Origin of the sequence: Paenibacillus oryzisoli, from assembly GCF_001653565.1 — a bacterium.
In the GTDB taxonomy this organism is placed as follows: Bacteria; Bacillota; Bacilli; order Paenibacillales; family NBRC-103111; genus Paenibacillus_E; species Paenibacillus_E oryzisoli.
The window spans coordinates 32700-53512 of sequence record NZ_LYPB01000059.1; the positions used below are offsets into that span (position 1 = coordinate 32700).

The window sequence follows — 20813 nt, forward strand, 5'->3', positions numbered from 1 at the left end:
ATTGAAGAGGAGCTCTCTTTTGCCTGAAACCATTTGCAATATGGAAGGGGTTATTTATATTTATGCGTAAAAGTCTACTATTCACAACACTTATCCTTGTGTTATCACTGCTAATCAATGTACTGGCACTACCAATTCAACCTGCCTATGCGGCAGATGAGTATGACACGTTGCGTGCGAAAATGTACGATTTTACAACGGGAGGATCGACTTACAATACAAGTGACTCGGACATTAGCGTCAAGATCACTAATATTACGTCACTAGCTCAGTCAAACTGGGATTCGATGAATACGAGTGCAGGAAGAACCTACCTGTGGAGTGATTTGGCAACGACAACGGAATCAGAGCACGTTTCCCAAAGCTATCAACGGTTAGAAGCGATGACACTGGCTTATGTAACGAGAGGATCATCGCTGAAAGATAACGCTACGTTGCGTGCGGATATTATCAGCGCCATGGATTGGATGTATACCAACAGATATAATACCAGCATTCCTAAAAGAGGGTACGACAATTGGTTTGACTGGCAGGTTACTTCACCGCTAGTTATCAATAATATCACGACTTGGTTATATGATAGTTTAACTCCTACGCAAATTAGTAATTGGCATGCCGTCATCGACTATCAAGCGCTTGTTTGGGGGGCCGGCTTAACTGGAGCTAATCGCGTGTGGGCTTGCTACATTAAAATTCAAAGCGGGATTATCGTCAAGAACAGCGCTAAGATTATGGAAGGCAGAGACCAGCTTAGCTCGGTATTTGATTATGTGACTTCCGGAGAAGGCGTGTATAGCGAGGGCTCTTTCATTCAGCATACCGCACTCATTCCCTACAATGGGGGATATGGCACAGCTTTGCTCGATAATTTGACGAAATTGATGTATGTCGTAGCAGGGTCCACTTGGGATATCGTAGATCCGGATGTGAATAACATTTATCAGTGGATTTATACGGCTTTTGAACCGCTCTATTACAATAACTCCATGTTTGATAGTGTCAGAGGAAGAGGTATTGCTGGGTTTAGAGACGATGATAAGGGGTTAACTTCTATAAAAGCGATTGGGCCAGCCGTGGTTCGGATGGCACTGTCCGCGCCAAATGTCAGTGATCGGGCAGCTTATAAATCGATGATCAAAAAATGGCTGCTGGAAGCCACTTCGCCTACGAAGTATGCGGATTTGGTTATGATGAGCGATATCGTGCAAGCGAAACTCATTGAGGGTGATTCATCCATTACCCCAAGAGCACCGCTGATTATGAACAAACAATACCCGAATATGGCTAGAGCTGTGCATCATAGACCTGGATTTGCCTTTGGTATCAGCATGTCATCCAATCGCATTGGGAATTATGAACAGATCAACAATGTCAATTTGAGGGGTTGGCATACGGGAGACGGGATGACCTATCTCTATAATTCGGACTTGAAACAATATAAAGATTCCTTCTGGCCTACCGTCAATAGTTATCGCATGCCAGGCACGACCGTTAATCAGAATACGACGGCTGCTGCCAATGTCAAAAATCCCAATAGTTGGGTTGGAGGCACAGAGGTCGCAGGTTTGTACGGAGCTACGGGCATGCAGTACACGGCCAATGGCTACAATCTCACAGCTAAGAAATCCTGGTTTATGTTTGATGATGAGATCGTAAATTTAGGTTCCGGCATTACATCAACGGACAACAAAGTTGTCGAAACCATTGTCGATAACCGCAAGCTGAACAGCAGCGGCAACAATGCGCTTACGGTCAACGGGTCTGCTAAATCGACAGCACTCGGATGGAGCGAGACGATGACAGGCGTAAATCGCATTCATTTGACTGGGAATGTGTCCGATTCGGATGTTGGTTACTACTTCCCTACGCCAACAACACTTAAGGGTTTGCGTGAAGCGCGTACGGACCAATGGTCAAGTATTAATCAATACAATCTTGGTACTGATTACACAACGAATTTGACACGCAACTATATGAATCTATGGTTCGATCATGGTACGAATCCGAGCAATGGCGGGTATGCTTATGTGCTGCTGCCGAACAAATCCAGTGGAGAAGTGGATACGTATGCCTCTAATCCGGATATCACGATCGTTGAGAATTCAGGGGATGCACAGGCTGTAAAGGAAAATGCACTGGGCATACTTGGGATTAACTTCTGGAATGATGCGTCCAAAACGGTGAGCGGTGTCACCAGTAACAAAAAGGCGTCCGTCATGGTCCGCACAACCGAGAATGGCACAGAAGTTTCGGTATCCGACCCAACGCTGTCCAATACAGGTACGATCCAACTTACGCTGACACAACCACTGGGGCCAGTGGCTTATAAGGATTCTCGGATCACGACCAGCACGAGCGGCAGTACGACCACCCTCACCGTTAATGTAAACGGTGCCGGGGGCAAAAGCATCAAGGCGTATTTCGCAACGCCTACTGGCGTCCCGATTACCGGCTATACGGTAAACGAAGATTTTAACGACATGCTGGCAGGTACGTTGACCGGGCAAAACGGTTGGATTTTTAATAACGCAGGCGTTGCTGCTAATACCGTTGTTGTACAGCCAACCAACGCGAGTAACACGGAGAAATCACTGAAAGTAACGACAGGCTCAACAAGCGGAAGTGCTGAGGCGTATCGCTTGTTCAATGCCCCTCAAGGAGGCTACATCACAGCGGAAGCGACCGTAACGGCGGATGATGCGAATTGGAAAAATGCGCTCATCATCGCGGATAACAACTTAGCGACCAATAACAATGCAGCTCAGCTCGTTATGCAAGCCGGGAAGATCTGGGGTTATAACGGCGGGGTCAAAACCGATGTGTTAACGGGGATCGTGTATGGCCAGCCGTACCGCTTGAAGGTCGTAATCAATGCGTCAACGAGAAAGTACGACGTTTACGTCAACGATGCGCTCCTCGCCTCGGGCTGGGATTATCGATTCTCGGGCGTGACCGTGCTCAATAAGTTCTCTACTTCCATTGCTGGCAATGCCAGCTCGATGAGTGTGGACGATGTGAAAGTTGGGTATAAACCACTTGCTTTAACTAGTGTACTTGAAGAGAATTTTAACGGCATGACGCTCGGCAATCTGAATGGGCAAGGCGGTTGGGGGTTCGACAATGGGGGCGTTTCGGGAAATACGGGAGTGGTGCAAGCGGTAAGCGGATTGAACAAAGCAGTTAAACTGACAACAACATCTTCTTCAGGCAAAGCAGAGGCCTATCAGGGGTTTAGCGCACCAGCTAACAGCACGGTCATCGCTGAAGCGACTGTAACTGCCGATGACGACAATTGGAAGAATGCCTTAATTGTCGCGGACAGCAGTCTTACTTCGAACAGCTCTGCTGCACATCTCATCATGCAATCTGGAAGAATATGGGGATACAACGGAGGTACGCAAACGAATGTGCTGACTTCAATCGAGAACGGTGAACCTTACCAACTCAAAGTGATCATCAACACTGCGACTAAAAAGTTCGATGTCTATGTGAACGGCGTACTGCGAGGGTCACAGTGGGACTATCGGTACTCCGGGTTGACCAAGGTCGACAAATTAAGCTCATCGATTGGGGGCAACGCCAGCTCCATGAGTATCGATGATGTCAAGGTCAGTTATAATCCATAGTCAATACCAAAGAAACCTGAGATTCATCATCTCAGGTTTCTTTGTGTATATGCTCCTAAGGTGCTGGAGTTCCGGTGTACAAGGGAGGATTATTTAAAAGGGCTTCTTTCAGGCGGCATGTTAATCCTGCAAAGAAATGTAGATTGATCGGTCCTTGCAAAATCGGTATGTTAAACCTGTTAGCTATGAAGTATAGGAGGATTAGTATGCCTGCAACAATCGAGACCTACACGGTACCGTCCATTTACTCAGAATCAACGTATTACGCGGTAAAGGCTGATCAGAAGGATATACCGGTGATCGCCTTTCTGACGGATCGTGATTATGATTATGCTCATTTCTCTTTTACTGGTTCAACGAGCATAACGATCACGGCAAGAGAGCCGATTGATACCTATGCAATAAGTCCGTTAGCATTTGAGATTCCAGCGCAAATAGAGGGGAATAAGCTTACCTTTAACTTGAATGAGTCCCGTTATCTCATTATTAAAATCAACAAGTTGAAGGAACTTGTCCTCATCGCAGATCCACTTGAAGTGAGCGCTCCTTCTGCATCTGGCCACGGTATTTATCATGTTGTTAATACGTATAGGGCTGATCCTACGGGCATAACAATGGCAACTTCAGGGATTCAAGAGGCAATTAATGACGCGAACGCAGCTGGCGGTGGGGTTGTTTATGTTCCCGAAGGTGTCTACCTGATCGGCAATCTAATACTGAAAAGTAACGTTACGCTATATCTGCAAGGTGGAGCCGTACTTCGGGCCACTAATCATAAAGAGGATTACACGGTCGATTTTCATAAAGATAGTTTAGATCTGGACGGAACTTGGCTCATCCAAACAGCACCAAAATCAACCAACATTACTATCACAGGACGTGGGACGATTGATGGCAATGGCTCCTGGTTGAGAGCCAATCAAAGCTTTGTTAGCAATTTAATTGTACCTATACTAACTTCCAACTTCACGATTGATGGCATTATTGGTCGAGATGCGGGATTATGGGCGCTCATACCCACACGTGCTAATCACGTGAGGATTACGAACTACAAGGGATTCCAATCATTGGTTGATTATGAGGATGACGCGATAGATATCGTTGAGTCACAGAATGTGCTAGTTTCACATACAATTGCCATTTCGGAAGATGACCCGTTCTCCACCAAGACTTGGAATGAAGCAACTGATATCGCACGAAATTGGCCGGGCTCGCCGCAACTGCTTGCAGATGTGACTTTCGATGATGTGATTGCATGGACCTGCTGTGCGGCTTTTAAGGTAGGTATGGGGGTAGAGCAAACGCAGCGGAATGTTAGTTTTAAGAATAGTTACGTCTATCAAGCCAGCCGAGCTATCGCAATTCACCATCGTTTTGGGAAAGCCCCAGCGGAGGCAATTATCTTTGAGAACATTGATATTGAGCAAGTTATCCATGATAGAAATGGACCCTTTTGGCTGCATCTAGAAATCGAAGAGAGTGGAAGAGGGATTGGTCCTGTAAACGAAGTGCTCTTGAAAAATATTAACGTGCGTGATCAAGGCCGACTCCCCTCGATGCTGCGTGGAACTCATCCTTTCCTGATTGAAGGGGTTACCTTTGAACAGATTTATATGATGGGCAATACGAAGCCGGCAGCAACTTTGGAAGAGATGAATATAAGGAATACTGAACTATATGTGTTGAATGAAATCAAGTAAGGAAATCGAGAGGTGATCTAATTGCGTGTACTGTTAATTGACTTGCCCTATAACGGACAAATAGAGAGAAATCAATTGCAAAAACCTTGGGAACAGACAACGGGGTGGCCGTGCAGTTGGGTGACCTTCAGTGAGGCTTTAAAACCACCCTTTGTTATCGTGTATCGATGCAAATTCACACTAAATGAAGCACTTCGCCTCAAGGTGCACGTTTCTGGAGACGAAAGGTACGAGCTCTATCTAGACCATAGAAGGATTGGCCGAGGCAGCGAACGTGGAGATCGCAACAATTGGTTTTATGAGACGTACGAACTCGAGCTAGCTGCAGGAGAGCATCAATGGATTGCACGCTGTTGGGCGATCGGCGACCATAAGCCGTGGGCACAGATTAGCGTACAGCCAGGCTTTTTGCTAAGCCCGGATGACGAATCACTTGCACCGCTGATGGGAACGGGCGTTGCTCAGTGGGAAGCGAAACCGATGCTGGGTTATCGTTTTCTTCCACTGCCCCCTACCATCGGGACTGGTGCCAAGCTGGACATCGATGGCGCTTCCTTCGATTGGGATGCTTTGCTTGGGGGAGGTGACGGTTGGCTTGCGGTACAACCTCTGGCAAATGTTTACCATACCAGGGATAATTATCATTTCTCGTCCGTACAGCGACTTATGCGTCCGGCCACATTGCCAGCGATGCAAGAGGCTAGCATAACGACGATGGGGGTGCGTTTTGTTGAGCAAGCTGGCATCCAGGAATCAAACGGATATCCGATCGTCGCGAGTTTTGATTTAATAGAGGAGCACGAGCGTTGGAGTGCTTTGCTTACGGGGCAACCATGTCACATTCCAGCGAATACCAGAAGACGAGTCATTATCGATCTAGGGGATTACTATTGTTTCTATCCGGAGCTCATCGTTTCGGGAGGAAAAGGTTCTATCATTCGGCTCCATTGGGAGGAGTCTTTCTATGATGAAGCGGATGGCGGACGTAAGACGAACCGTAACGAGATTGCAGGGAAATGGTTTAGGGGGTATGGCGATACATTTCGTCCGGATGGCGGGCAGGAGCGAAGTTTCGATACGTTGTGGTGGCATGCGGGAAGATACGGAGAGTTAATTGTGGAAACAGGGAGTGAGGCGTTAGATTTATTGGCGCTTAAGCTGTTTGAGACGAGATATCCCTTGGAAATGGAAGGTTCTATTCAGTGTAATGATGAACGTGTAAATCAAGTCGTTCAGGCATCATTCCGAACTTTACAAATGTGTGCACACGAGACCTACATGGATTGCCCTTACTGGGAGCAGCTCATGTATGTGGGGGACACGCGCATTCAGTCTCTTGTTACATATGTGAGCACACTCGATGCTCGTTTACCACGAAAAGCGCTGGACATGTTCCGGGTTTCCCGCAACAACCATTTGGGACTTGTAAACTGCGCTTACCCGGACCAAAGCGGTAAACATATTGCTTCTTTCTCCTTGTGGTGGGTAGCGATGGTCTATGATTATGCCTTGTGGAGAGGGGACCGGGAATGGATTCGTTTCATGATGAGCGGCGTGCGGGATGAGTTGGATCGGCTATTGTACAATCGTTCACCGCAGGAGGCAGTTAAGCTGCCTGTATCTTGGAACTTCATGGATTGGCAGACTGCACCTTCGGATGCGTGGAGCTCAGGTACTCCGCCGCATGGAGCAGATCGGTTGAATGCAGCCTACAACATACTGATCATTCATACATTAGAGATTGTCGCCAAGCTGGAAGCTTATTTAGGTGAGACAGAATTGGAATCACGCGCAAGACGGTTGGCCAGCGAACTGAGCCAAGTAACCCAGAAGCTGTTCTGGAATGAGGAGAGAGGGCTGTTTGCAGATGATACAGACCATCGGTATTATTCAGAGCATGCACAGGTGCTTTCCTTATTATGCGAGTCGATTTCACCGGAACGAAACCGTCGCCTCCTATCAGAAATACGGAAGACGGCAACGGACTTGATGCGAACGAGCGTGTATTTCGATCATTACACGTTCGATGTTTTTGCATCTGGCGGTCGGATTGAAGAGATAGTAGACAGACTCCAACCTTGGTTTGGCATGGAAGAGACGGGTCTAAAGACAACGCCAGAAATTTTCTTGGATTCGACGCGTTCGGACTGCCATGCATGGGGGGCCCATCCAGTCTACCATCTCTATACCAGCTTGCTTGGCATTCGACCGGCATCGATGGGATTTACTTCGGTCACGATTCGTCCGCAGCTTGGACCTCTAACGAGTCTGCATGGAAAGCTTCCGCATCCCAATGGCTTCATTGAAGTGAACGTCGAGTCTCGGGGGAGCCAGTGGCATGTCGAAGTTGCATTACCGGTTGGTTTGCCAGGTACTTTGGTTTGGGGGAATATAAGCTACCCTTTAAATGAGGGGCATAATGAATATAAACTCCCTATGCTTACGCGGGAGCTCCCTAAGTCGCAATAATCCCCTTAAAAGGATGCTTATCAGCCTAATGTTAACTCCACGAAAGGTTGTATATTGCTCCTTCTTCGCATCGCGGATAGAATGGTAACATAGATACCCTTTATGTTGAAGGAGAGAGCCCACCTTGAGAAGAAATTGGTTCCGTCGCTTGCTACTTTCCTATGTACCCGTACTAATTCTTATTGTTTGTTTATTCGTATTTATCGGGGTCGTTCAGCTCAATGATTTGTCCCGCAAGGAAGCATTGAAATCGAGCGGCGTATACGTGCAAAATATACAGAATAGTATCGACATGTCATTAAACTCCATTGAATTGATGATGTTGGAAACGATAACGCGCAACACGAACATGACGACTTTCGCTGGAATGCAAAGCGATACGAACTTTTTCATCGAGCTATCCCGTTTGCTCCAGAGCCTAACATCGACCAATCCATGGATTGATTCTGTCTATTTGTACAGGGCAGGGGATGCAACGGTTATTAGTGATAAAACAAAGCTGAATGCCGACCAATTTGGAGATAAGCCGTTCATTGAAAGTCATATAAATAATCCAGAACTGGATAACTGGAGTCTGCCTCGTCCCTATCGAATGCTTAAGGATGGGAATGTAGAAGGAACGGTCATTTCCCTGTCCAGAAGTATTCCCCTGCAAAGTAAAGGGATCGCTATCATGGTTGTTAATGTGAAAATTAATTCGATCCAAGAGTTTCTAAGTAAGTATGGTATATCGGAAGTGAATCAAATTGCGCTTAGAGATAGTCAGGGGCAATTGATTTTTGAGCAAAAAGGCAAGAATCCAAAGGTTGATGATATTACGATCATATCCAACTATACAGGCTGGACGTATTCGAGTTCGCTTAAGAAGGAAGAGCTAGGTAATATTTTTAACTATATGAAGAGTGGTTGGTTTATTGTTGGATTCTTAGGACTGTTGCTAGCGATAGGCTGGATTGTCTATATTACCCGTAAGAACTACAAACCTATCGAAACGATTATGTCACGCATTGAGAAATATAATCAGGTTCACAGAGAGCATCCGATTCAAGGCCCGACCGTCGATGAGCTTAGTTATATTGACTACACATTAAGCAGTATTATTGAGGTCAGTCAGGAGTATCAGAATCAGAGTCTCGTTAATCAGAAGTATCGACGAATCCAGTTATTCCAAGAAATTATTGACGGGAGCCGCCAGTTAGTTCAGGAGGATTGGCATAACGAGATGTTGGATCTTGGCATGAAGCAATTAGGAAGTGCTGCCGTCAGCATTGTCGAGATTGACAAATATACCGAGTTCATTAGTGGGCATTCCCGTGAGGATCAGGGACTTTTTAAATATATTTTGAAAAAAGTAGTGGAAGAATCGGCAGAAGCCAGCGGTCTGCGCATTTGGCAGGAATGGGTCACGAATCATCGCTTGTGCATTATTTTCCTTGAGGAGCAGCAAGAGATGCCACTGGAGAAGATGATGTTGACGCTGACAGAGCAAGTCCGTCAATGGATGCAGAACAATTTGAAACTGACCGTGACATTCGGTCTGGGCTGTACGGTACACGAAGTTCAAGCGATACACCGCTCCTATGAGTCTGCGGCAAGAGCACTGGACTATAAGTCAGCGCTTGGCAGCAATCGGGTGATTGGTCATTGGGAAATCGAACTATTGTCTCACGATGATCTATACGTTTACCTGCAGTATGTAAGGACGATTGCTCAAGCATTCCGTGTTGGTAATGATGGATGGCAGGAGCAGTTGAAGCTGTTATTCGAGGGTTTACGCCGTCTATTGCTGCCGAAAGAGGAGATTAGCGGCATTCTCAGCTATATGAATTATTATTTCTATCGGGAAATGATGGAGCTGCCTCCCGAATATCAAGAACTGTGGAATCGGGAATTTCGTACACCATGGGATGAGAATATGGAGACCCTTGAGACGCTGGATGAGCTTGAAACCTTTTATTTGAAAACCATTTCGTCGTGTGCACAGCAAATGGAAGAAATACGTGTCAGTAAGGGCAATCACGGTGTGGTACAAAAGGTAAAAGAGTATATAGAAGCCAATTTCAGTGATCCGGATTTATCTCTATCGAGCCTGAGCGAACAATTCAATATGAATTCGTCCAGTTTAAGTACGATTTTTAAAGAGGATTTTGGAGAGAAGTTCGTCGTCTATCTGTGCCAAATTCGGATGGAGCATGCCAAGGAATTACTGAGAACCACGCCGCTGCCGATACAAGAAATTTCGGAACGAGTAGGGTATTTGCATCAGATGTCTTTCATCCGTGCTTTCAAGAAAATGATTGGCACAACGCCAGGGGATTATCGGAAGGTTCACCAATAGAACCGGCTTGCATGTTAATTGGGCAAAGAATTGTAGATTGCTGAGAACCTCCAAAGTAGGTAAAGTGAGTGCAAATTCACCTACAACTACTTTCGGAGGTTTTTATGTCAAATATATGGCAACAATTACTTCATCCGCCAAATGAGTACCGGACGATTCCCTTTTGGTCATGGAACGATACATTAGAGATTGCTGAGTTAGAACGGCAAATTGAAGAGATGCATAGAGCGGGAATTGGCGGTTTTTTCATGCACGCAAGAGGTGGGCTTCAAACCCCTTACATGGGTGAAGAGTGGATGGATGCAATTCGTGCCTGTCTTGTAAAAGGCAAAGAATTAGGCATGTCGCCATGGCTTTACGATGAAAATGGATGGCCGAGCGGCTTCGCAGATGGCCAAGTGCCTGCCAAAGGTGTGGCATTTCAGCAAAAGAAGCTGGTGTATGAGCAGGCACCTTTTCAGAGTCCAGCCGAGCATACCATTGCGTACTACGAGCAGACGGAGAATGGGTATAAGCTGCTAGGACAGGCTGATCAAGCTCAAGCCCAGCTCCGAATCTACTATGAGGTCAATCCCTTCTATATAGATGCGCTAAGCATGAAGGCGGTTCAGGCGTTTATTGAGTCTACCTATGAAGTCTATTGGGAACATTTTGGAGAAGAGTTCGGTGATGTAATCAAGGGATTTTTTACCGATGAGCCACAATTTGCTCGTGGTCAATTACCGTGGTCCTTTGATTTAGAAGCAGCCTTTCAATCTGCGAACGGGTATGAGCTGAAGGAAGTATTACCTGCCTTATTCCTGCAAGTAGATGGCTCTGCGAAAGCTAGATACGATTACTGGGCATGTGTAACGTCAATGTTCACGAAGGCGTATGCGAAGCAAATCGGAGACTGGTGCCATAATAAAGGATGGTCCTTTACGGGACATGTGGTTGATGAACAAGCGCTGATGATTCAGGTAACCTCCACGGGGGATCCCATGGCGTTCTATGAACATTTGCATATGCCAGGGTGTGACTGGCTCGGTCGTTTCATTGGAGATGAGCCGATTGTCCCGAAGCAGGTCGGATCTGTTGCACATCAACTTGGGAAAAAGCAAACGATTACCGAAAGCTTTGGCTGTTCCGGTTGGGATATTAGTTTCGCGGATCTAAAGCGAATCGGTGAATGGCAGTTCGTCCATGGCATCACGATGATAAGCCAGCATTTGCAAAGCTATAGTCTGAAGGGGCTGCGTAAGCGGGATTATCCGCCATCCCTGTTCGTGCAACAGCCATGGTGGGAGCACTATAAGGACTTCAATGATTATTTCGCCAGATTGTCGATGCTGCTGTCAGAGGGGACAAGACAAGTTCAAGTGCTGCTCCTTCATCCGATTCGCAGTGCGTGGACCTTGCAGCGTGGGGAGGACCGCTCTGACATTCAGCAGTTTCACGCGGCGTTCGCTCAACTGTCCAGATGGATGTGCCAAGCCTTTATTGAGCATGATTATGGCAGTGAAAGCATCATGGCGGGGCATGGCGATGTGAAAGATGGCCAGTTCATCATCGGAGAGGCAGCCTATCGCGTGGTGGTTCTGCCACCAAGTGTGGCGATTAGTCGGACAACCCTCGCGTTGTTGAAACAATTCGTTGAGCAAGGTGGCGAGTTAATTGCCTGCGCACCTTACCCACAGTTAGTTGATGGCGTGCCTGACAGTGAACTTGGGGAGTTGCTCCTGCAAGCCAACAAACCGGAGTGGTCATCCGCTGCCATTGTGCAGGCTATTTCGAAGATCAGTGCACCTTCAATTCGGATGACCGACGAGCGCGGAGCCAGCATAGCTGCTGACACCGTCAATGTGCAAACCTTGGAGCTTGAAGGAGCTAGGTTGTATTATATCGTCAATTCTGGCGAGGAACACTATGCTCAGGTAGAGATCGAGTTGCTTCATAAAGGAAATGTGTGCGTAATTGATCTTACAAGCAGTGAAGCGTGTGCAGTATTGGAGCAAAAGGAAACAGTTCAGGGCGTTCGCGCGCAGCTGCCGCTGCATCCTGGTCAATCCTATATGCTGCGGCTGGCACCGCACATCGGACAGCAGGGAAGCGAAATTAGGCAGGTACTACATAAGAGTGAGCATCCATCCACAGAAACAATCATATTGAGTTCCCAATGGGATGTCGTCTCCCTCGCGCCGAACAGCCTCACCTTGGATACGTGTCGATTACGTGTGGAGGAAGGGGTGTGGTCTGAACTACAGCCTGTGATTCTTATCCAAGAACAATTACTGGCACTGGGTCGATCTGTTGAAATTGAGTTGGACTTTCCTTTCTATATTGGATGGGAAACAGGTTATAACAGAGATCTGTTTGTTGTTATGGAAAGTCCTGAGCTATTTGCCATAGAAGTCAATGGGAGAAAGGTCGCTTCCGAGAGCTGCGGAACTTGGCGAGATGGTTCGTTCCACAAAGTCGATATCAGCGTCAACGTGCATCGCGGCGAAAATCATATTCGGTTGAAAAGGCATTTCTATAATTCGCCTGACACCTATCAAGCGATTGAGAATGCGAAGAAATTCGAATCAGAGGGTAATAAGTTAACCTTTGATACCGAAATTGAAAGCATCTATCTGTTGGGTGAATTTGGTGTTAGTTCCAAGTCGGGGTATGAATATGGTGAACGAAATGCTGTTCATACAGAAGGACCTCTTGTTCTTACTGAGATGCCTCAAGTTGTGCAAGCGAGTGAACTCGTTCAGCAAGGACTACCTTTCTTTGCGGGTACGATTCGATTACGGCAGCACATTGTTGTCAATGGAAACGTTGGCACGGGTGCGAAGTGGTACTTTCCAGCACCCCCTCAAGCAACTATATGCAAACTGTGGGTGAATGGACAGGGTATTCGTACATTTGTATGGGAACCGTATGAGGCTGATATTAGTAGAGAACTAATAGCTGGAGAAAATGTCATCGAGTTGGAGCTAACGAACAGTTGCCGGAACTTACTTGGTCCTCATCATCATATTCATGGTGAAATTTATAAAGTTGGCCCGTCTAGTTTCACGAATACGCCAGGTTGGACGGATAAAGGTATACCTCAAGGGGTATCGATGTATGTAGACCGATATACGTTTGTCAGGTTCGGCATTCCAGTGCCGCCGCGTATTGAAGTCTCTATGATATAAAGTCTGTCAGAAGCGCTGCTTCCTTAATTCGATTCTCTAAATCGCTCTGGCGTAAGGCCAATTTGTTTGCGAAAGCTCGCGATAAAATGGCTCGGATCCCGAAAACCCACATGTAAAGCAATCTCTTTAATGGCGAGATGCCTGTCGGTGAGGAGCAATTCTTTGGATTTGCGAAGTCTCATCATAATGAGATAGGCATACGGAGAAAGGCCGAAAGCGTGCTGAAACAACGTATTCAAATGTCGGGGGGTAATCGCAAGCACCGCAGCCATCTGTACAATCCCCGTATCGGGATTCGGATAGTGATCTTCTAACCAATCCGTTAGTGGCTGCAAGTGAAGCATTTGATTCGTAAGCGAAGTACGATTGTTGATTTGGGCATGCTTTTTAATCTCAATCAAGAAATGGTACAAATCCGCAGATGCGTCATAACCCGAATAATCTGCTTGTGTCTCAAGCTTGTTCAAAATCGTTGAAAGTGCTAGGTGTAGAGGGCCATTCTCATCCCAGCGGAAGACGGCAGATTCCAGCATATCCAGCGTGCTTAGGATGGCATGGACACTGTTGCCTCCGAACGTGACATATTGCGTGCACCATGTATCTGTAACGGCATAATAAGCGTGTGGTTCACCGGGCAGCATGAGGACACCAGAGCCTTTGGATAAAAGGACTTTCTTATTGCCCATGATGTATTCGCCTTCACCAGAAAAGGTTTGCAGCCATTGATAGTGAGGGAGGCCGTCTTTGCGGTTGAGCATTTCCTGATCTTCATGATGACCAATGCTATCAATATAGATAGGGTAGGGCTGGGCTGTACTAGGCGTAAGTAGAAATCGGGTATGCATCTTCCATCATCCTGTTCCATTTTCTTATATGTGAACTGCATTTATCTTATATTTTAACATGATTATGAATTTAATATAATGTACTTATTCTTATATGAATCTACAAGAAGAGGTGCGAATCGTGATACATGCTAAGCTGCCCAAAATTTGGTACGGTGGAGATTACAATCCAGAACAATGGGATAAAGAGGTTATGGATGAGGATTTGCGCATGTTTAACCTTGCGGGAATCGATGTCGCGACAATTAATGTATTCTCGTGGGCGTTGTCACAACCGAATGAGGATACGTACGATTTTACTTGGCTAGATGACATTATTAATCGTCTACATGCGAATGGAACTTATGTGTGTTTAGCTACGAGTACAGGGGCACATCCTGCTTGGATGGCGAAGAAATATCCGGACGTTTGTCGTGTGGATTTTGAAGGGCGGAAACATAAATTCGGGAAGAGGCACAATTCTTGTCCGAATAGTCCAACTTATCGTACGTATTCGGAGCGGATCGCGGAGAAATTAGCTGAGCGGTATAAGGATCATGAAGCTGTATTAATTTGGCACGTATCGAATGAATATGGCGGGTATTGCTATTGTGATCATTGCGCGGACGCATTTCGCACATGGTTGCAAACGCGATATACGACGCTAGATCAGTTAAACAAAGCATGGTATACAGGTTTCTGGGGTCACACATTCTACGATTGGGAAGAAATCGTGCCGCCTAATGTGCTTTCCGATGAAGAGCCTGGGGAACGTTCTTTCTTTCAATCTATTTCCTTGGATTATCGCCGGTTTATGTCGGATAGCTTACTTGATTGCTACAAATTAGAGTACAACGCGATCCGACGTCATTGCCCTGAGCTGCCAATCACGACGAATTTAATGGGGCTTTACAAAGAGTTAGACTATTTCAAATGGGCGCCTTATTTGGATGTCATCTCATGGGACAACTATCCATCGCTAGACACGCCGGTCAGTCTCACTTCCATGACGCATGATCTTATGCGTGGATTAAAGGACGGTCAGCCGTTCATGTTGATGGAACAAACACCAAGCCAACAGAACTGGCAGAAGTATAACTCCTTGAAACGTCCTGGCGTTATGAAACTATGGAGCTATCAAGCGGTTGCCCATGGTGCGGATACGATATTATTTTTCCAGTTGCGTCGTTCCGCAGGCGCTTGTGAGAAATTCCATGGCGCTGTCATTGAGCATGTTGGACATGAACATACACGTGTATTCCGTGAATGCGCGGAGCTAGGGCATGAACTGGTGCGCTTATCAGATAAAGTATTGGACGCAAGAGTGAAAGCACGAGTGGGTATCGTTTTCGATTGGGAAAACCGCTGGGCAATTGGCCTGTCTAGCGGCCCGACAATCGCATTAAATTATGTCGATGAAGTTCATAAATATTATGACGCTTTGTTCCAACAAAATATTCAAGCGGACCTCATCGGCACGAATACGGATCTCACGGGCTACGATATTGTCATTGCACCTGTACTTTATATGGTGAAAGACGGATATGCGAAGCGCGTGGAACAATTCGTTCATGCCGGAGGAACTTTCCTAACTACTTTCTTCAGCGGTATCGTCAACGAGCATGATCGCGTAACCCTTGGTGGATATCCGGGTGAGCTGCGCAATGTACTTGGTATTTGGGCAGAAGAAATCGATGCGTTATTCCCGGATCAGAGCAACCAAATTCAGCTGAACGAGCAATGGGGCGGCTTAGATGGGAGCTACAAATGTGGTATCCTGTGTGATTTAATCCATGCTGAGGGAGCCGAAGTAAAAGCTGTGTATGGTACGGATTTCTATCAAGGCATGCCTGTATTGACTGTAAATAAATATGGAGCGGGTCAAGCATGGTACGTCGCTTCCAGTCCTGAGCCAGCATTTCTACAAGGTTTGCTAGGTAATTTGTGCCAAGATAAAGGAATTACCGCACCAATTCCACCTGTGCCTGGTGTTGAGGTTTCTACGAGAACCAATGAACAGAATGAGTCATTCGTTTTTATTTTGAACCATAATGATCAAGCTACTACGATTGTGCTGGGGGAACTGAAAGGAACGGATTTGATCTCCGGGGATTTCATTGAAAATGCAGCAACTCTGTCAGCCAAGCAAGTCCTCATTATTGAGGTATAAGTGAAAGTATTTAGGGTCAACAACGAAAAGAGGCGTTTCCATAAGTCTACATAGACTTTTGAAACAGCCTCTTTGCCGTTATGATTCAAACATTACCAACATGGCTATGCTTCTTTGATAATTGTATAGTTGGGCTTCACTTTCGTGAAGTTAGGATTCTCACCGCTGACCATTAACCCCATCCCCCAGTCGTAATGCTCTTGCGTGGTCGGGAAATCACTTGCTTCTCTGTATTGAAACAACACATTTCTCCGAGTTCTTGTGCTCTTGTTGGAAGATGATCCATGGATCGTTAAGTAATTGAAGAACAAGACATCCCCAGCTTCAGCTTCACACGGAGTCCCCAGATGGATTGGGTACTCTTTGTGATTGAGATAATGCGAGCCGATATGCGGCAAGCTTCCTGCGAGATGGGAGCCGGGGATGACGCGCAGACAACCATTCTCCTCATCCGCCCGATCCAAGTGAATACTTGCTGCTAACATCGTATGGTTTTCATGCGGGAAATACGGATAGTCTTGATGCATTGGGAAAGCAGCACCGTTCTCAGGCGGTTTAACCAGCATTTTGGAATGGTGGAGCTGAACGTTGGGTCCGATGATTTGTTTCAGAACCGCTACCATATTCGGATGAATGACGGCTCGCATGAAAGAGGCATCATGATAATGCACATCATGAAAACCTTTGAGTACGAGCTTCTTCAGCTCTTCAGCCGGTAGGTAATCCCCTTGCCAAGCATCATTTCTATCCGCTTTTGCTTGTGCGGCACGTCCAATAATTTTCTCAACTGCTTCTCTCATTTCCACCACTTCGGTTTCATTGAAGACACCTTTGACAAGCAAGTAACCATTTTCTTTGTAAAAATCAACATCTCTGGATTGTATCATTGTCTATTCCTCCATTATAAGATTGCTCAAATACCCGCTTTCTATCTATAATTATAGGGGATAGCAGTGACATAATCTTTTTCAACAGAGGACATACTTTTGCACAATAAGGCCATTTTCTTCTTAAAAAGGTGAGGTTCATGTATCAGTATAAAGAAACCTATGCGATGTTGAACGAAGCTTTAACGGTCGTTCATGGTGCGGATGGCATGTTTAAAGTACATTATTGGGGAGTTGAACCTTGTCTGTATGATAATCAACCCCATAAGCATTCCTTTTTCGAGATATGCTACATATTGGACGGGGAGGGAGAATACGCTGAAGAGGGCATCGTCTATCCGCTCCGAAGAGGTACGCTTTTTTGCTCAAGGCCTGGTATTGTGCATCAAATTCGGACGGAAAAAGGACTAAACATTGTATTTATCGCATTTGAAATCGATGAGAGTGTAAGCGAGGACGCGATTCGCAGGGCTTACCACGATCTTGCTGCGCAAGATGATTTCCTCCTCTATGAGGCTAATGATCAGCCAACGGTGCAATTGTGGTTATCGCTTCTCATTCGCGATGGTCACGGAAGCCTGCCATATGCTGCCATTCATTCTGTCGCGTATGCTTTGCTGGTGTCCTTCCCATCTGTATTCGGAACAGTAACGAAGTCTCCCGTTGTTCGTCACAAGAGCACGAATGTATTGATGCGCCGAGCCAAACTCTTCATCCGCGATAATCTCTCCCAATCGCTGCAATTGAAAGACGTTGCCCATTATCTGAGTGTGTCGGAGCGTCATCTTTCACGGCTATTCTCAGAAGGGATTCATGAGAGTTTCACTAATTTCATTAGAAGCGAGCGTATTCGTCAAGCGTCCTATCTCTTACTGAACAGCGACTTACCTATCAAAGAAATTGCAGAAAGAACGGGATTTTCATCGGTTCATTATTTCTCACGCACATTTCAAATGGAGAAGAAACAGCCGCCAGGGCAGTTTCGCCTAAGAGAGAAGCGCTATGATGGCGAATAATCTCCTACTTATGTAATTTCTACCAATAACGTATAATAGGGGTTAATCCACAAAATGAAAGGATGATTTCCGTGTTCAAGAAGTTTGCAGCAGATGCATTAGGTTTAAGCGATATTGGTAAAGTAATTAGTCCCGCAGATTTTGATAAAGTCGATTCTGATGATTATGTGATGCATGAGGATGGCGAGAAGATTTACTTCATTATTAAATCCAAGAAAGATGAATATTGCTTTACGAATCTTGCCCTTATCCATTTAGATGGCGATAGTGCGATTAGCTCTAAGCGAATGCTGAAACGTTTCAGCTATCATACACATAATATTTCCCAAGTATATTTGGAAACGGCAGGAACGATCGATCTTGACGTTGAGATCAAATTTATTATCGGTAGCACGAACTTCTCCATTGATGTGGATAAAAAGCAAATTGAACAGATCAAAGATTTGTACAAAGCTTTGATTAAAATTTCCGAGACAGTTGCCCATAATGAGGAAATGTTCGAATACGCTAAGCAAAGCGTAGCTGTTGCGAAGGAAGCCACTGGTCGCATTTCAACACAAACGACGTCCCCAGTTACCCAGTTCGATGCCATTACCGAATCCACGTACAACTGGTTGAAAGGTAAGCATACGGAGTTGAAGGTGAAGGATTTCGGAGCTGTTTTTGAACGTTATATTAATAATTAATTGTAAGGAAATTCAGTTAGATTAATTGAGTAGTTGAAACTGCCTGAGACGATGTTCCATTCGAATTTTGAATGGAAGGTCGTCTTTTTGGTTTATGCGTAATCGTATAATTGGATTTTTTGTGAGAAATTTGTGAGAAGCCCATAGTACTATGGTTTATGGGTGATTTTGGCTAATGTAGTCGAAATTTGATGAAAGATAATTTGCAGACAAAATGAAAACTTTGAAAAAACCAGGAGGTAACAGATGAAACACAAAATTAAAAAAACTTCGTTGGCGATGGCTCTGCTGGTATCGTTGGCACCTGCAACTCAAATCGCATCGGCGGCTGCGCCAACTTTTAAGGATGCAGATACGGCGCCATGGGCACAAAAATATATGACCAAACTTGCGCTGCTTGACATTATTGCTGGCGATAACGCAGGGATGTTTAATCCGCAAAGTAATGTCACGCACCAGGAAGCTGTTCTTATGGCGATCCGACTAATGGGTTTAGAGGAGGAAGTCAAGAAAGAGGGCGCAGTCAATCCTGTACTTTCTGTTGACGACTTCGCTAAACCTTACATTTCGGTAGCGTTGAAAAAAGGTCTTCTCGTGGCACAAGAGGAAACGAACAATGCAGGATGGGGGCAGCAGTCATCAAGCCGTGAATGGACGATCAAGCTGATCATTCGGGCAATTAACCGAGAGTCTGATGCAGCTCGATTGACTGAAAGCACAACTTTGTTTAGCGATGTGGAAGATTTTACACCATCTTACAAGGGGTACATCAACGCGGGAGTCAGTCTGAACATCGTAGAAGGCTTTGCCGATAATAAGTTTAAACCGTTGGATCTCGTAACGCGAGCGCAGATGGCGGCAATGCTAAGCAATGCGTTACCCTATTTAACGAATGGAATGGAAAGCTCTTTGGAAGGCGTGTCCAACAGTGTAACTAACGGCATAATTTCGGATATTACGAACGATTCGGTATCGGTAACACTCGGTTCAGCGACAAAAAAGCTGAGTCTTACTTCGGAAACACAATATTTCGACAAAAATTCTTCGGAACAACTGAGCTTTGATGCTTTGAAAGTAGGACTGCTTGTATCCATCGTGAATAAAGAGGATAAAGCATATTTGATTGAGGTTTCTTCTGGAGTAAAAGAGCAGCCGAAAGAACCGTCTGCAGTACGGGGTGAAATTGGACCAGCTGGACCTGTAGGCCCTGCTGGAGCTGTAGGCCCAGTTGGCCCTGCGGGTGTAAAAGGCGAAAAAGGCGAACAAGGTGAATCGGGATCAACAGGATCGCGTGGGGCGACCGGTGATACGGGAGCAACTGGAGCCCAAGGCGTAACGGGAGCAACCGGAGCCCAAGGCGTAACAGGAGCAACCGGAGCTCAAGGCGTAACGGGAGCAACCGGAGCCCAAGGCGTAACGGGAGCAACTGGAGCTCAAGGCGTAACGGGAGCAACTGGAGCTCAAGGCGTAACGGGAGCAACCGGAGCCCAAGGCGTAACGGGAGCAACCGGAGCTCAAGGCGTAACGGGAGCAACCGGAGCCCAAGGCGTAACGGGAGCAACTGGAGCTCAAGGCGTAACGGGAGCAACTGGAGCTCAAGGCGTAACGGGAGCAACGGGAGCTCAAGGCGTAACGGGAGCAACCGGAGCCGACGGCATAACAGGAGCAACCGGAGCTCAAGGTATAACAGGAGCAACAGGAGCCCAAGGTATAACAGGAGCAACAGGAGCTCAAGGCGTAACCGGAGCAACAGGAGCTCAAGGGGTAACAGGTGCAACAGGTGCATTTGGAGAGCAGGGTATAACAGGAGCTACCGGAGCCACTGGAGCCACCGGAGCCACCGGAGCGGCTGGTGCAGGCGGCTTGTCCACTTTTGGCTATTTGTATAGTTTGTTGCCATGGGGTGGGCCGTATCAAGCTAATGAGATTT

Annotated in this window: 10 protein-coding genes and 2 pseudogenes; 10 read left to right on the plus strand and 2 right to left on the minus strand. The window is 46.2% G+C overall.

What is annotated here, in order from left to right; translation table 11 throughout:
* Positions 1-62 precede the first annotated feature (62 nt).
* The 5 genes from A8708_RS12260 to A8708_RS12280 all read left to right on the plus strand — a co-directional run bounded on the left by A8708_RS12260 (position 63) and on the right by A8708_RS12280 (position 13300).
* Positions 63-3626: a polysaccharide lyase 8 family protein gene (locus A8708_RS12260; RefSeq protein WP_068663759.1), complete on the plus strand. Its 3564-nt coding sequence runs from the start codon at positions 63-65 to the stop codon at positions 3624-3626.
* 206 nt (positions 3627-3832) lie between these two features.
* Positions 3833-5326, plus strand: a complete 1494-nt coding sequence (locus A8708_RS12265; RefSeq protein WP_068663760.1) for a glycosyl hydrolase family 28-related protein — start codon at positions 3833-3835, stop codon at positions 5324-5326.
* A gap of 21 nt (positions 5327-5347) precedes the next feature.
* Positions 5348-7795 (plus strand): alpha-L-rhamnosidase-related protein, encoded by a 2448-nt coding sequence (locus tag A8708_RS12270; RefSeq protein ID WP_068663761.1) that lies wholly within the window; start codon positions 5348-5350, stop codon positions 7793-7795.
* 124 nt (positions 7796-7919) lie between these two features.
* The gene (locus A8708_RS12275) at positions 7920-10133 is read left to right on the plus strand and encodes a helix-turn-helix domain-containing protein (protein ID WP_068663762.1); all 2214 of its coding nucleotides are present in this window, start codon (positions 7920-7922) and stop codon (positions 10131-10133) included.
* A gap of 104 nt (positions 10134-10237) precedes the next feature.
* A complete protein-coding gene (locus A8708_RS12280; RefSeq protein ID WP_068663763.1) occupies positions 10238-13300 on the plus strand; it encodes a glycosyl hydrolase in 3063 nt (1020 codons plus the stop codon).
* Positions 13301-13323: 23 nt separating this feature from the next.
* On the opposite strand, the gene A8708_RS12285 is transcribed toward A8708_RS12280, so the two are convergent.
* Positions 13324-14145 (minus strand): helix-turn-helix domain-containing protein, encoded by an 822-nt coding sequence (locus A8708_RS12285; RefSeq protein WP_068663764.1) that lies wholly within the window; start codon positions 14143-14145, stop codon positions 13324-13326.
* A gap of 121 nt (positions 14146-14266) precedes the next feature.
* On the opposite strand from A8708_RS12285, the gene A8708_RS12290 reads away from it, so the two are divergent.
* Positions 14267-16294 (plus strand): beta-galactosidase, encoded by a 2028-nt coding sequence (locus A8708_RS12290; protein WP_068663765.1) that lies wholly within the window; start codon positions 14267-14269, stop codon positions 16292-16294.
* A 104-nt stretch (positions 16295-16398) separates the two neighbouring features.
* Here A8708_RS12290 and A8708_RS12295 read toward each other — a convergent pair whose 3' ends face one another.
* The gene (locus tag A8708_RS12295; RefSeq protein ID WP_068663766.1) at positions 16399-17181 is read right to left on the minus strand and encodes a phytanoyl-CoA dioxygenase family protein; all 783 of its coding nucleotides are present in this window, start codon (positions 17179-17181) and stop codon (positions 16399-16401) included.
* Positions 17182-17321: 140 nt separating this feature from the next.
* Here A8708_RS12295 and A8708_RS12300 point away from each other — a divergent pair, with 140 nt between their 5' ends.
* The 4 genes and pseudogenes from A8708_RS12300 to A8708_RS37180 form a co-directional block, all read left to right on the plus strand.
* Entirely contained in the window at positions 17322-18197 is an 876-nt protein-coding gene (locus A8708_RS12300; protein WP_068663767.1) for an AraC family transcriptional regulator, read from the plus strand.
* A gap of 71 nt (positions 18198-18268) precedes the next feature.
* Positions 18269-18883, plus strand: a complete 615-nt coding sequence (locus tag A8708_RS12305; RefSeq protein WP_068663768.1) for a PH domain-containing protein — start codon at positions 18269-18271, stop codon at positions 18881-18883.
* Positions 18884-19162: 279 nt separating this feature from the next.
* Positions 19163-19729, plus strand: a pseudogene (locus A8708_RS37175) (S-layer homology domain-containing protein); the annotation flags it as partial.
* A 336-nt stretch (positions 19730-20065) separates the two neighbouring features.
* Positions 20066-20740: pseudogene (locus A8708_RS37180) on the plus strand (collagen-like domain-containing protein); the annotation flags it as partial.
* Between the last annotated feature and the right edge of the window lie 73 nt (positions 20741-20813).